The sequence below is a fragment of the Nocardia puris genome (assembly GCF_003315035.1).
GTDB lineage: Bacteria > Actinomycetota > Actinomycetes > Mycobacteriales > Mycobacteriaceae > Nocardia > Nocardia puris.
This window is the reverse complement of the sequence record NZ_QNRE01000001.1, coordinates 374,306-387,083: the sequence shown is the minus strand read 5'-3', so window position 1 is coordinate 387,083 and position 12,778 is coordinate 374,306. Positions and strand designations below refer to the sequence as shown.

Below are 12,778 nucleotides of genomic sequence, written 5' to 3'. Positions count from 1 at the left end.
TGCTCAGGTGGTGAGGCGGAAAGGGGAGCGGTCCCAGCGCCATTCGTGACGCAGGGTGAGGGCGGCCAGGTCGAGGAGGTCGAAGCCGGTCTCGCCGCGCAGTGCCGTGAGCGCGGTCCACGACGTCGTGCCCGGAGGGATCGCGTCGGCGACCGCGTCGGCCACCGGGCGGGCGAGGAGATCCGGGACGCCCAGCGTGCTGCCGGTCCACACGAGCCACCCCCAGCCCCGCGCGTGCGCGGCGGCCCGCGCGGCCGCGGATTTGACGCGGTTGACGTGGAAGGCGATGTGCCCGAGCGGTTGCACGTCGATGAGGACGACCCGGCCGTCGCCGAGGTTGGCGGCCAGCGTCGGGTGGTGGACGCGCGCGTCGCCGTCGATCTCGTACGGCACGGCGAGCGGGCGCTCGCGGAAACCCTCGACCACGGTCGCGGTGTTCACGGTGCGCAGCAGGCCCGCCTCCAGCGCGGAATCGAAGCCGATGTCGCGGCCCGCCTTGTCGAAGTAGAACCGGCCGCCTTCGTCGCTGTCGGCCGTCGAGGTGGTGGGCAGCGGGGCGGGAGAGCCGGTGGGCCAGTCGGCGCCCGCGAGCAGAGCGGTCAGATCGCCCGCCGCGGCGGGTTCGGTGTCGCGCAGTTTGGCCAGGCGGCGGTTGGTCTTCATCCGCCACGCCATGATTCGCTGCATGACGTACCCCGAGACGCGTTTGGCGTCCTCGGGCGGGTGGCCCGCCAGCCGGATCTTCAGGTACGAGAGTTCGGCGGCGGCGGGATCGGTGCCGGTGGCGTAGGTGTCGCGCAGGAGGGTGCGCACGAGCTGGGAGTCGCGCGCGTCGAGCGGGTAGCGGCGCGCGAAGACCTCGGCGATCGGGTGCCCGGTGAACGCCGCCTCCCGCAGGATCTGCCCGGTGGCGCGGGTGTGCAACTGGCGCACCCGGTCTCGCGCCAGATCGAAGCGCTCGCCGATGCGCGCGAACGACTCCGGGGGTTCGCCGTCGACGCCGAGCCTGCGCGCGACGATCTCCGCGTCGCGCTTCTGCCGGTCGGCGTGCCGCGCGACCAGGCCGCCGATCACCTCGTCGATCTCCTCCAGATCGAACGTCACCTCGCCGGCGATGTCGTCGGCGAACGACACCTCCGCCACACCGTCCCCGGACGCCTCGTCACCCACGCAGCGCAGCCTAACCGCGCGCACCGACAGATCCGGGCTGTCACACCCCGGCCGCCCGCGTCGTCGTCCCGGTGAAGGTTTCGCGCTGCCCCCGATCGGCGTCGCGGCCGCCGTCTGCCTCATCGTCTACTTCCTCGGCGCGTCGGCCACCGCGATCCGCGCCCACTCCTACGGGACGTCGGTCTTCCCGCTGCTCTACCTGATTCCCGCCGCGGCGACCCTGGCGCTGCAGCTGGCGCGCTGAGCCCGGCGCACTCCCCGGACGACGGTGCGGCGGCCGGGGAGTACAACTGGGTGACGGCATCGACGTCGAAAAGGGGAGCGATGGGCAAGCTGGTGCGGGACCGGATTCCCGAGATCATCCGCGCGGAAGGCGGCACCCCCAACGTGCACGTCCTGAGCACGGCCGCCTACGAGATCGCCCTGCACGACAAACTCCTCGAGGAAGCGGCCGAACTCCGCGCCGCCCAGGACCCCGCCGACCGCCTCGAGGAAGCCGCCGACGTCCTCGAGGTCCTGCTCACCGTCGCCGGCCTGAACGGCTTCGCCCTCGACGACCTCGTCCGCGCCGCCGCCCACAAACACGCGCGGCGCGGGGGATTCGACGAGCGGTTGTGGTTGAAACGGTTCGAGTGAGCTCGGGTTCGCGGCGCCTGGACTCCCCGGCACGGCCGCGACCGGGGTTCGCCTGGGTGATATTTCGATGTGAGGCGATTCTGTCCGTGTCCGGGCGCGGAGTTGAATTGTCCCGCAAGGGAACTCTCCGGACGTCGGTCCGGGTCGGCGGTCGCCGCACCGCTTGTTCGAGGAGTGTCGGTCACGCCTCGAACCAGCACGAGTGGGCCCGCAGCGCGGGCCGGGTGGGTCGGAGGTGACGCGGAAGCGCGCGTAAGTGGCACGAACACAAGTAAAGCCCCGGTGAAAACCGGGGCTGACCTGGTACTACGGTGGTGCGCGATACTGGGATTGAACCAGTGACCTCTTCCGTGTCAGGGAAGCGCTCTCCCGCTGAGCTAATCGCGCGAGGTGGAGACGGGAATCGAACCCGTGTGCACGGCTTTGCAGGCCGTTGCCTCACCACTCGGCCACTCCACCGCGCAAAGGGGGACGGCTGTTTTCACTGCCTGGCCCTACCTCTCGAGCGGATGACGGGATTCGAACCCGCGACCCTCACCTTGGCAAGGTGATGCGCTACCAGCTGCGCTACATCCGCATTCGCATCTCGGGGGCTTTCGTTCCGGCCTCCGTGGTGCGAGACAGAACATTAGCCGACGCTCGGTGAAAGGTACAAATCCGCTGGTAGAACGGTTGGAAACGGCCGAGTTGCGTCAGGGGCGCGGGGGTCTGGTGTGGTGCGCGGTGCGCGGATCGACCACTGGGGCTCATGTGTCACCGATTCACGCGCGCCCGACCCCTCCCGCACCCCCGATCAACCCTGTCCAGGTGGCGATTTGGTGACCGACCGGTGGTGCGTGCTAATGTTCCATCTCGTTCGGAGGGAACACCCTCCGGACCGCAGTCCCGGTCTCATAGCTCAGCGGGAGAGCGTCCGCCTCACACGCGGAAGGTCGCTGGTTCGATCCCAGCTGGGACCACAGCAATCCCCTCGACTGAAATGCCAGGTCGGGGGGATTTTTCGTTGCTCTGCGAGGTCTCGGCCGGTCGATTGGCCACCCCGCGCAGCGGATATGCACAGAAGCGGGATCGCCACCGGTTCCGAGGCGGCAGTCGTTCGGAGCAACGTCTTTGTCCTGGAAGTCGTAGGGCCGCGCCGGCCGTCGGCACGGGCGATCGACAGGAGATGCGGGTGATGCGGGCGATCGCCCCCGCGCGGGCGCCGCCGTGCTTCCTCGGGCGTGTGCGCGGCCGAGACACTTCTGAATCGTCGTGCGCGCCTCGGGGTTCGCCGGGTCTGCCGCCTCTCACTCCGGCAGTTCCTCGGCGGGGTGGCAGCGCGGTAGTCCAGCCGGACTGGTGTAGGCGGCGATCGGTATCAGGGGCTTGGTCGTCGCTCACGTGCCGCCGCCCGAATCGTCCGCGTCCAGCCGCCTGCGCTGGTCCGGGTGGGCGGCCCGGTTGCGTCCGCTAGTCCGGATGCGCGACGAGCACCGGGCACGCCGCCCGGTGGAGGAGGGCGTTGCTCGTCGAACCGAGGAGCAGGCCGAGAAAACCGCCGCGCCCCCGGCTGCCGACCACGACGAGTTGGGCGGTCTCGGAGTGGCGCAGCAGGTGTTTGCGGGAGCCGGCGGGGTGGATGTCGAATTCGACGTGGACTTCCGGGTACTTCGCCTGCCAGCCCGCGAGGCGCTCGGACAGCATCTCCGCGGCGGCCGCTTCGACCCCGCCGTCGGGGAGGACGCCGGTGAACACTCGGAAGGCGTCGACGGTGATGTCGTTGACGGCGTGCACCACGATCAGCGGCGCGTCGCGGAACGCGGCTTCGGCGAAGGCGGCGGCCACGGCGGGCTCACCGACCCGGCTGCCGTCGACGCCCACCACCACGGGCCGGTCGGCAGGGTGGTCGTCGCCGCGCACCACCACGATCGAGCCGTGCCCGTGCGCGCCGACCGCGTACACGGTGGAGCCGATGGGGGAGAGCGGCCCGCCCGAACCCGCGCCCATCACCACCAGGTGCGCGGTCGCCGAGGCGTCGATGAGCAGTTTCGAGGGGTGCTCCGGCGAGACCTCGGTGCGCACCTCGCAGTCCGGCGCGGCCGCGAGCGCGACCTCTCGTGCGGCGGCCACCACGCGTTCGGCGCGCTCGCGCAACGCGTCGGCGACACCGGGAACCATCGCGTCGTAGGCGCCGTAGATCGCCGTCACCGCGGTGAGGTCGTACCCGTGCACGAGGCGCAGCGCACGATTGCGGCCCGCTGCGGTGCTCGCGGCCCAGCGCACGGCGCGATCGGAGGAGAGGGAGCCGTCGACGCCGACCACGACGGCGGCGGTGGCGAGGTGGTGCGGATCCGAGGAGCGGGACATGGCGGCCTCCGGAGGGTTCAGTCGCCGCGGCGGCGACGGGATGTGGACGGGCGCCGGGTGCCGTTGCGCCCCAGCGTGATTCCCCAGCGCAGGAGCCACGCGGAGGCTCCGACGTACATCGCGAACGTCACGTAGACCAGCCCGCCGAAATCGGCGGCCCACCCGGCCAGCGCGAACGAGGCGGCCGCGGCGAGGGCCAACAGGACGGCGCCGAGGATGCGGGCCGGGACCGCCAGCACGGACAGGTCCGTGCCGGCGGCGCGGCGATCCGGGGCGGCCACGGCGTTCATCCCGGGTCCCGCGAAACGGCGCCGGGATTCGCGACGAACTGGAGAGCGGCGACCCGGTCGGCGCGGCGAGCGGACAGCGCGAGACCCGCCGCGCGGGGAGCGCGGTGGCGGGGATGAGAGGTCTCGCTGTCGATCATGTCCCCAGTCTTCGGCCCCCCGGGGTGCGCAAACAGGGGACTTCTACCCGTTTCGGAGGGCCCTGAGTCCCTTCGCGGTGACCCGGCCAGACCGTGCCGTACTTGTGACGCGTATCACGTTTTGATAGCGGTTCGATGTTTCCGCCCGGAAAGCTTTCCGTGCGCTTTGCGAAGTCTTTACTATTGACAATGGCCCCGGTGCCGGAGGGGCCGCCGCTCGCGTGAAACATCTTGTGCTCCACCACGCTTCGCCCGCCGCTCGCTTTCGATGCCAGTACATGTTGACCGATGAACCGGAACGGCCGCACGCCGCGCCGGCGAAGGAGAGATATGTCCACCGACACCGATCCCGCACCACGGACGTCGCGGTCGTCCCGCACACCCCGCACCGACGCGGAGGTCACTGCGGCCCTTGTATTTTCGATCGATCATGCCGCCGCTTCGCGCGGTGCTCGCCCCCGTGTCGCGAGCCCGTCCGCGGGCGGTTCGTCAGGCCGTACGCGCGGCCGTCCGGTGCGCAGAGTCGCCAGGACGCGCGGTTACGGCGCGGTCGGCCCGGACGATCCGACCGGGATCCGGCAGGCGCGAGGGCCTCGCGCGAACCTGAGAATCCTCGTTCCCGCGACGGCGCGCGACGGGGTGGACGGCCGTGTGCCGCCCGCCTGACCGGCGTGCGCGACGGACGTGGAACGGGCGCTCCCGCTGCACGATTCGACCCTGGTGTGCCGGACAACACACCGGCGGGGAGATATGTGAGCCGCCACGAAGCTCTTCCCTCTCAGGCTTTGCTAAGCCTTTACTAATAGCCTCGTTCCAGCTTTACCTTCTCGACCCGTCGCTGTGTCGGGACAGCTTCACCGCGAGATGCCGGTTCGCGGTCTTTTGCCCTGTTGGACAAAGTTGATCGTCAACCGACGTCGGCGCCGTGCGCGCCGAGTCGGCGAAGGAGAAGCCATGGCTGTCGAGAGTGATCTCGCCCCACCCCCGACCACGCCGCGCGCACGGGCCCTGTCCGAATGGCTGGCATCCGTTGTGCGCCATGATGTTCCCGCGTCGATCGTGGTCTTCCTCGTCGCGCTGCCGCTCTCGCTCGGCATCGCGCTCGCCTCCGGCGCGCCCGTCGCGGCCGGACTCATCGCCGCCGTCGTCGGCGGCATCGTCGCCGGTGTCCTCGGCGGCTCCGTGCTCCAGGTCAGCGGCCCCGCCGCGGGCCTGACCGTCGTCGTCGCCGAATCCATCAACCAATTCGGTTGGCGCGTCACGTGTTTCATCGTCGTCGCGGCCGGGTTGTTACAGATCCTGTTCGGGCTCAGCCGGATCGCGCGCGCCGCGCTGGCCGTGGCGCCCGTCGTGGTGCACGCCATGCTCGCGGGCATCGGCATCACCATCGCGCTGCAACAGATCCACGTGCTGCTCGGCGGCTCGTCGGAGAGCTCGGCGTGGAGCAATATCAGCGCGTTGCCCGGCCGGCTGGCGTCACTGGACGCCGGCGACGCCGTGGTGGGCACGGTGGTCATCGCGATCATGCTCGGGTGGCGCTACGCACCCGAGAAGATCAGGGTGGTGCCGGGACCGCTGGTGGCGGTGCTGGCGGGCACGCTGCTCTCGCTGGTGCTGCCCACCCACGTCGAGCGGATCGTGCTCAACGGCTCGCTGTTCGACGCCATCGGCCTGCCGCAGATCCCCGACGGCGGCTGGGGCGCGGTGGCGCTCATGGTGCTCACCATCGCGCTGATCGCCAGCGTCGAGAGCCTGCTCTCGGCCGTCGCGGTCGACAAGATGCACTCGGGCAAGCGCACCAACTTCGATCGTGAGCTGGTCGGTCAGGGATCGGCCAACGTGGTGTCGGGCATGCTCGGCGGCCTGCCGGTCACCGGTGTGATCGTGCGCAGCTCGGCGAACGTGGCGGCGGGTGCGCGCAGCCGCGCCTCCGCGGTGCTGCACGGCGTGTGGATCCTGCTGTTCTCGGTGGCGCTGGTCTCGGTGGTGCAGCAGATCCCGACGGCCGCGCTGGCCGGTCTGCTCATCGTGATCGGCATCCAGCTGGTGAAGCTGGCCCACATCAAGCTCGCCCGGCGCACCGGCGACTTGCTCGTCTACGCGGTGACCGTGCTCGGCGTGGTGTTCCTGAACCTGCTCGAGGGCGTGCTCATCGGCCTGCTGCTCGCCTTCGCGCTGCTGCTGTGGCGGGTGGTGCGGGTCGCGATCGACGCCCGCCAGATCCCGCAGTCGCAGCGCTGGCTGGTGACCATCGACGGTTCCTGCACCTTCCTGGCGCTGCCGCGCCTCTCGGCGGAACTGGCGAAGGTGCCGCCGGGCACCGATGTGACCGTGGAGATGACCGTCGACTTCCTCGACCACGCCGCCTTCGAGGCCATCGAGGAGTGGGTGCGCCAGCAGGAACACGGCGGCGGCAGCGTCGAATTCGTCGAGATCGGCACCGTGCGCATGGCCGATGCGCTCTCCGGCCCGCCCGCGCGCGGGTTCGGGCGGGCGGTGTGGGACGAGATCCTGGGCCCGTGGCAGCGCGACGACCGCAAGGCCGATCCGGTGGCCGAGGGCGTGGCCGCGTTCCACCGCAGTCACGCGCACGTGGTGCGCCCGCACCTGGGCGGCCTGGCCGACCGGCAGGACCCGCACTCGTTCTTCCTGACCTGCTCGGACTCGCGGATCGTGCCGAACGTCATCACCAACAGCGGGCCCGGCGACCTGTTCACCGTGCGCAACGTGGGCAACCTGGTGCCCGAATCCGGTGACGCGTCGGTGGAGGCGGCCCTGGTGTTCGCGCTCGAGGAACTGAACGTGCGCTCGGTGGTGGTGTGCGGGCATTCCTCCTGCGGGGCCATGCACGCGCTGCACACCGGCACCGCGACCGGCCCGTCCATCGGCCCGTGGCTCGCGCACGCGAAGCCGAGCCTGCGGCGCTTCCGGCACGGGCACCCGGTCGTGATGGCGGCCCGCGCGGCGGGCTTCGGCGAGGTCGACCAGCTGAGCATGGTGAACGTCGCCGTGCAGCTGGAGACGCTGCACCGGCATCCGGTGGTGCGGCGCGCGGTCGCCGAACGCGGGGTGCGGGTGTCGGGGCTGTTCTTCGACATCGCGGGCGCACGCGTGGTCGAGGTGACGGTGGACGGCCTGGCCCACATCGAGGGCGCCACCGACCGTCCGGTGCCCGAACTGGTCTGATCCGCACGATGCCGGGGAACCCGCGGTGACCTGCCGGTCGCCGCGGGTTCTTCGTCACCGGGACCGGTCGGACGGCCGGACAGCTCGTACCCTGGCGAATGTGAGCGTGGAGTTGGAGAAGGACAGCCCCGAAACGCCGAGCGGATGGCGTGGCTTTCGCGCGCGTGTCGCGGCGCGCCCTACGCTGAACCGCGCGTACCGCATCGGTGTGGGCGTGGTCGGCGTCGCGGTGCTGGCCGTGGGCATCGTCGCGATCCCGTATCCGGGGCCGGGCTGGGCCATCGTGTTCGCCGGACTCGGCATCCTCGCCACCGAATTCGGCTGGGCGAAGAAGGCGCTGGCCGCGGTGCGGGAGCGCTACTGGCAGCTCATGAACTGGTATGTCTCCCAGGGACTGTTCCTGCGGGCCCTCGGAGCGATAGCTACTGTATTGCTCGTCCTCGCGACGCTGTGGGTCCTCGGAACATTCGGAATGGTCGGCGGCTGGATCGGAGTCGAAGCGGAATGGTTGCGCAGTCCCCTGACGTGGTGAACACCGTCCCCGGCGGCATGCTCACCGAGCCTACGTGGCTGAGCGCCAGGATCACCGAGATGGGGGAGGCCTGGGGCACCGCCGTCCCGCGCGTGGCGGGCACCCTGTGGTGGTGCATGGTCGCGTCCGCACTGGTGGAGCCACTGGCCAGGGCCTACGCCACCGGGCAGCTGCCGCCCGAACCCGCGCTGGACCGGCTCGACTGCGAGGTGCGGCCCGACGGCGGCGTGGAGCGGGTGCGCATCCCGCCGGTCGACGCGCCGGATCCCGCGCGCGCCGCGGCCGTCCTGCGCGAGACCTTGGCCGCCGTCATCCCCGTCGTGGCGGCCGTGTCGGGGGCCGGAGTGCCCTCGCTGTGGGCCGTGGCCGCCGACGCCATGGGTAACCGCGCCCTCGACGCGGGGGACGGAAGTGCGGGCGCCCGGCTGGCCGAACAGGTCGGCGGGCGATTGCCGGTGCCGCGCTTCGTCGAGGTGGGCGGCCGGACCTTCCTGCGCCGGACGTCGTGCTGTCTGGTCTACGAGGTCGACGGCTGCCAGATGTGCACCAGCTGCCCGAAGCGTCCCGCCGCCGAACGCACGGCCTTGCTCGAGCGCGCCGCGCGGGGGTGAACGGGGCGGCGCGCCTGGCTCGCGGGTCGTGGAGGGCTGGGGTCGCCAGGTGCCGCCCGTCACAGCGGTGGACCGTTCGATGGAGTGCCGCGGATACTCCGGCACGATTCCCCGCGCGCGTGCCGTCCGCGGCGGATCGCGCGGGTACTCGAAAACCCGGCTCCCGCGCCTGACACCGCTGCCCGCCGAGGTCGCCACCCTGTGGTTGGAAGTCGCGGCACGCCGAGGGCGGATCGCGAGACGCAACGTCGCCGCCCGCGTGGTGGGGGAAACGAGGCCCGGAAGTCAGTCGGGGGCCGCCCATGGCGATGGCGATGCCCGTGCGGTGGGCGACGAAGGGTGCCCGAGGCCCCATCGCGCGAAGTCGTGCACAGGTGCGTGCGTTGTGGATTCGTGGTGGCCTGGGGGCAGGTGCGAGGATGCTGGCTGGCTAGCATGAGAACGCCCGGAGCGAACGACCGCCCCGGCGCCGACGCGCGGGAACCCGCCCGCACCCAGAACACGTCAAGGAGAGCGCCGCCGTGACCACCACCGCCGCCAGCACCCCCGCCGCCCTCGTCCGGGTGCAGGCCGGGACGACGGCGGGCGCCGCGGTGCGCGAGGCCGGACTGCCCACCAAGGGCCCGCAGACCGTCGTCGTGGTGCGCGACGCCGAGGGCGCGCTGCGTGATCTGTCCTGGGTGCCCGACACCGATGTCGAGGTCGAGCCCGTCGCCGCCGACACCGAGGACGGCCGCAGCGTCATCCGGCACTCGGCCGCGCACGTGCTGGCCCAGGCGGTGCAGCAGGAGTTTCCCGAGGCCAAGCTCGGCATCGGCCCGCCCATCAAGGACGGCTTCTACTACGACTTCCGCGTCGACCGGCCCTTCACCCCCGAGGATCTGGCCAAGCTGGAGACCCGGATGAAGAAGATCATCAAAGGCGCGCAACGCTTCTCGCGCCGGGTGGTCGAGGTCGAGGAGGCCCGCGCGGAACTGGCGGGCGAGCCGTTCAAGCTCGAGCTGATCAGCGACAAGTCCGGCATCGACGACCCCGAGGTGATGGAGGTCGGCGGCAAAGAGCTGACCATCTACGACAACCTGGACCCCCGCAGCGGCGAACGGATCTGGGGCGACCTGTGCCGGGGCCCGCACATCCCCACCACCAAGTTCATCCCCGCCTTCAAGCTCACCCGCAGCTCGGCCGCCTACTGGCGGGGCGACCAGAACCGCGAGGACCTGCAGCGCGTCTACGGCACCGCCTGGGAATCCCAGGAGGCCATGGACGAGTACCTGCACCTGCTCGCCGAGGCCGAGCGCCGCGACCACCGCAAGCTGGGCCTGGAGCTGGACCTGTTCAGCTTCCCCGACGAGCTCGGCTCGGGCCTGCCGGTGTTCCACCCCAAGGGCGGCATCATCCGCAAGGAGCTCGAGGAGTACTCGCGCAGGCGGCACGTGGCGGCGGGCTACGAGTTCGTCAACACCCCGCACATCACCAAGGGCCACCTGTTCGAGGTGTCGGGCCACCTGGACTGGTACCGCGACGGCATGTTCCCGGCCATGCACCTGGACGCGGAGCTGAACGAGGACGGCACCGTCCGCAAGCCCGGCCAGGACTACTACGTCAAGCCGATGAACTGCCCGATGCACAACCTGATCTTCCGCGCGCGCGGCCGGTCCTACCGCGAACTGCCGCTGCGGCTGTTCGAGTTCGGGTCGGTGTACCGGTACGAGAAGTCCGGCGTGGTGCACGGCCTGACCAGGGTGCGCGGCATGACCCAGGACGACGCGCACATCTACTGCACCAAGGAGCAGATGCACGCCGAGCTCACCGACACCCTGCGGTTCGTGCTCGACCTGCTGAAGGACTACGGCCTCGACGACTTCTACCTGGAGCTGTCCACCAAGGACCCGGAGAAGTTCGTCGGCTCCGACGAGATCTGGGAGGAAGCCACCGAGACCCTGTCGAAGGTGGCCGCGGCCTCCGGTCTGGAACTGGTGCCCGATCCGGGCGGCGCGGCGTTCTACGGCCCCAAGATCTCGGTGCAGGCCAAGGACGCGCTGGGCCGCACCTGGCAGATGTCGACCATCCAGCTCGACTTCAACCTGCCGGAGCGGTTCGATCTGGAGTACACCGCCTCCGACGGCACCAAGCAGCGTCCGGTGATGATCCACCGCGCGCTGTTCGGCTCGATCGAACGGTTCTTCGGCGTGCTCACCGAGCACTACGCGGGCGCCTTCCCGGCCTGGTTGTCCCCGGTGCAGGTGGTGGGCATCCCGGTCGCCGAGGCCTTCGCCCCGCACCTGGACAAGGTGATCGAGCTGCTGCACGAGCGCGGCGTGCGCGCCCACGTGGACCGCAGCGACGACCGGATGCAGAAGAAGATCTTCAATAACACCGCGCAGAAGGTCCCGTTCATGCTGCTGGCCGGCGAGCGGGACGTGAACGCGGGCGCGGTGAGCTTCCGGTTCCGCGACGGCACCCAGGTCAACGGCGTCCCGGTCGACGACGCGGTCGCCACCGTGGCCGACTGGATCGCGCGCCGGGAGAACGCCTCGCCGACGGCGGAGGGTTTCGAGATCGTCTCGGCGGCGGGCGCATGAGTATCCCGGACGCCGTGGATGACACGGAGGGGAACATCGTGGACATCGGCACGGGCGAACCCGATCGGCTGCAACGACTCTGGACTCCGTACCGGATGTCCTACATCACCGAGGCCGCCGGCTCGCGCCCCAAGGACGCGACCGGGCACCCGTTCACCGACATCCCGAAGATGTCGGACGAGGACGGCCTGATCGTCGCGCGCGGCGATCTGGTGTACGCGGTGCTGAACCTGTACCCGTACAACCCCGGTCACATGATGGTGGTGCCCTATCGCCGGGTCGCCGACCTGGAGGACCTCACCGACGCCGAGGCCGCCGAGCTGATGGCGTTCACCCAGCGTGCCATCCGGGTGATGAAGAGCGTGTCCCGCCCGCACGGCTTCAACGTGGGCCTCAACCTGGGCGGCGTCGCGGGCGGGTCGCTGGCCGACCACCTGCACCAGCACATCGTGCCGCGCTGGGGCGGCGACGCGAACTTCATCACCGTGGTGGGCGGCGTGAAGGTGATGCCGCAGCTGCTCCGGGAGACCAGGGCGCTGCTGGCCGCCGCGTGGAAGGAAACGGACTAGCCGTGCTCAGCTTCTTCGGCCGCGACACGTTCGCCAAGGCGACCGCCCCGCTGGGCAAGGCGCTGGTGAGCACCGGACTGACCCCCGACGCGGTCACCCTGATCGGGACCGCCGCGTCGATCGCGGCCGCGGTCACGCTGTTCCCGACGGGTCACCTGTTCTGGGGCACCATGGTGATCTGGCTGTTCGTCATGTTCGACATGCTCGACGGCGCGATGGCGCGGGCGCGCGGCGGTGGCACCAGATACGGTGCGGTGCTGGACGCCACCTGTGACCGGGTCGCCGACGGCGCGATCTTCGGCGGCCTGGCCTGGTGGGCGGTCTACCACGAGAACAACAGGTGGCTGTTCGCGGCGACGCTGGTGGTGCTGGTGACCTCGCAGGTCATCTCCTACGCCAAGGCGCGCGCCGAGGCGAGCGGGCTCTCGGCCGACGGCGGCCTCATCGAGCGTCCCGACCGGTTGATCATCGTGCTGGTCGGCGCGGGTTTCACCGGCATCGGCGGCCACTGGGACATCGAGTGGCTGACCTACGCCGTGCACGTCGCGATGTGGATTCTCGCGGTGCTGAGCATCATCACCGTGTTCCAGCGGGTGCTGGCCGTGCGGAATTCGCCGGGCGCGCGCGACGTGATCCCGCCCGCCGCAGCGCAGGAGGCGCGGTGAGCGCTCGCGCCGGGCGAATCGGTCATAGCGGACGTACTGTCGGAGTTGTGGCAC

At 70.6% G+C, this 12,778-nt stretch carries 12 protein-coding genes and 4 tRNA genes; 9 read left to right on the top strand and 7 right to left on the bottom strand.

From position 1 onward, the window contains the following. Positions 1-3: 3 nt before the first annotated feature. Positions 4-1,134, bottom strand: a complete 1,131-nt coding sequence (locus DFR74_RS01785; RefSeq protein ID WP_232331638.1) for a hypothetical protein — start codon at positions 1,132-1,134, stop codon at positions 4-6. Here DFR74_RS01785 and DFR74_RS36555 point away from each other — a divergent pair. Together DFR74_RS36555 and DFR74_RS01775 are read left to right on the top strand one after the other, a co-directional pair. Beyond that, the gene (locus tag DFR74_RS36555; protein WP_067504201.1) at positions 1,115-1,414 is read left to right on the top strand and encodes a DoxX family protein; all 300 of its coding nucleotides are present in this window, start codon (positions 1,115-1,117) and stop codon (positions 1,412-1,414) included. The two genes, DFR74_RS01785 and DFR74_RS36555, sit on opposite strands and share 20 nt — an antisense overlap. Before the next feature lie 50 nt (positions 1,415-1,464). Beyond that, positions 1,465-1,806 carry a nucleoside triphosphate pyrophosphohydrolase gene (locus DFR74_RS01775; protein WP_324192090.1) on the top strand — a complete coding sequence of 114 codons (342 nt, stop codon included), beginning with the start codon at positions 1,465-1,467 and terminating at the stop codon, positions 1,804-1,806. Between the two features lie 312 nt (positions 1,807-2,118). Here DFR74_RS01775 and DFR74_RS01770 read toward each other — a convergent pair. The 3 genes from DFR74_RS01770 to DFR74_RS01760 form a co-directional block, all read right to left on the bottom strand. Further along, a tRNA-Val gene (locus DFR74_RS01770) sits at positions 2,119-2,193 on the bottom strand. Position 2,194: 1 nt separating this feature from the next. After that, positions 2,195-2,265, bottom strand: a tRNA-Cys gene (locus tag DFR74_RS01765). A gap of 45 nt (positions 2,266-2,310) precedes the next feature. Beyond that, positions 2,311-2,383, bottom strand: a tRNA-Gly gene (locus DFR74_RS01760). Positions 2,384-2,693: 310 nt separating this feature from the next. Between DFR74_RS01760 and DFR74_RS01755 the strand changes: the two genes are divergently transcribed. Beyond that, positions 2,694-2,765: transfer RNA gene (locus DFR74_RS01755), tRNA-Val, on the top strand. Positions 2,766-3,255: 490 nt separating this feature from the next. On the opposite strand, the gene DFR74_RS01750 is transcribed toward DFR74_RS01755, so the two are convergent. The 3 genes from DFR74_RS01750 to DFR74_RS35795 are packed head-to-tail and all read right to left on the bottom strand — an operon-like array spanning position 3,256 to position 4,579. After that, positions 3,256-4,152, bottom strand: a complete 897-nt coding sequence (locus tag DFR74_RS01750; protein ID WP_067504195.1) for a universal stress protein — start codon at positions 4,150-4,152, stop codon at positions 3,256-3,258. A gap of 17 nt (positions 4,153-4,169) precedes the next feature. Further along, positions 4,170-4,442 (bottom strand): hypothetical protein, encoded by a 273-nt coding sequence (locus DFR74_RS01745; RefSeq protein ID WP_067504192.1) that lies wholly within the window; start codon positions 4,440-4,442, stop codon positions 4,170-4,172. Then, a complete protein-coding gene (locus DFR74_RS35795) occupies positions 4,439-4,579 on the bottom strand; it encodes a hypothetical protein (RefSeq protein ID WP_157115796.1) in 141 nt (46 codons plus the stop codon). Before DFR74_RS35795 ends, DFR74_RS01745 begins: the two co-directional genes overlap by 4 nt. 954 nt (positions 4,580-5,533) lie before the next feature. On the opposite strand from DFR74_RS35795, the gene DFR74_RS01740 reads away from it, so the two are divergent. The 6 genes from DFR74_RS01740 (at position 5,534) to pgsA (ending at position 12,724) form a co-directional block, all read left to right on the top strand. Then, positions 5,534-7,765, top strand: coding sequence for a SulP family inorganic anion transporter (locus tag DFR74_RS01740; protein WP_067504190.1), 2,232 nt, complete (start codon positions 5,534-5,536; stop codon positions 7,763-7,765). A gap of 100 nt (positions 7,766-7,865) precedes the next feature. Beyond that, positions 7,866-8,297 carry a TIGR02611 family protein gene (locus DFR74_RS01735; protein ID WP_067504187.1) on the top strand — a complete coding sequence of 144 codons (432 nt, stop codon included), beginning with the start codon at positions 7,866-7,868 and terminating at the stop codon, positions 8,295-8,297. Then, complete coding sequence (locus DFR74_RS01730; protein ID WP_170160686.1) at positions 8,294-8,908, top strand: (2Fe-2S)-binding protein; 615 nt, start codon at positions 8,294-8,296, stop codon at positions 8,906-8,908. Before DFR74_RS01735 ends, DFR74_RS01730 begins: the two co-directional genes overlap by 4 nt. A 521-nt stretch (positions 8,909-9,429) precedes the next feature. Next, positions 9,430-11,490 carry a threonine--tRNA ligase gene (gene thrS, locus DFR74_RS01725; RefSeq protein ID WP_067504182.1) on the top strand — a complete coding sequence of 687 codons (2,061 nt, stop codon included), beginning with the start codon at positions 9,430-9,432 and terminating at the stop codon, positions 11,488-11,490. Then, complete coding sequence (locus DFR74_RS01720) at positions 11,487-12,059, top strand: ATP adenylyltransferase (RefSeq protein WP_067504178.1); 573 nt, start codon at positions 11,487-11,489, stop codon at positions 12,057-12,059. The genes thrS and DFR74_RS01720 overlap by 4 nt, the downstream gene beginning before the upstream one ends. Positions 12,060-12,061: 2 nt before the next feature. Next, positions 12,062-12,724: a phosphatidylinositol phosphate synthase gene (gene pgsA / locus DFR74_RS01715; RefSeq protein ID WP_067504176.1), complete on the top strand. Its 663-nt coding sequence runs from the start codon at positions 12,062-12,064 to the stop codon at positions 12,722-12,724. The last annotated feature ends 54 nt before the right edge of the window (positions 12,725-12,778 follow it).

Excerpts from the sequence above, each read along its gene's own strand:
- DFR74_RS01745 (WP_067504192.1), bottom strand. The coding sequence starts at position 4,442 with ATGAACGCCGTGGCCGCCCCGGATCGCCGCGCCGCCGGCACGGACCTG.
- DFR74_RS35795 (WP_157115796.1), bottom strand. The coding sequence starts at position 4,579 with ATGATCGACAGCGAGACCTCTCATCCCCGCCACCGCGCTCCCCGCGCG.
- DFR74_RS01750 (WP_067504195.1), bottom strand. The coding sequence starts at position 4,152 with ATGTCCCGCTCCTCGGATCCGCACCACCTCGCCACCGCCGCCGTCGTG.
- DFR74_RS01720 (WP_067504178.1), top strand. The coding sequence starts at position 11,487 with ATGAGTATCCCGGACGCCGTGGATGACACGGAGGGGAACATCGTGGAC.
- DFR74_RS36555 (WP_067504201.1), top strand. The coding sequence starts at position 1,115 with ATGTCGTCGGCGAACGACACCTCCGCCACACCGTCCCCGGACGCCTCG.
- DFR74_RS01740 (WP_067504190.1), top strand. The coding sequence starts at position 5,534 with ATGGCTGTCGAGAGTGATCTCGCCCCACCCCCGACCACGCCGCGCGCA.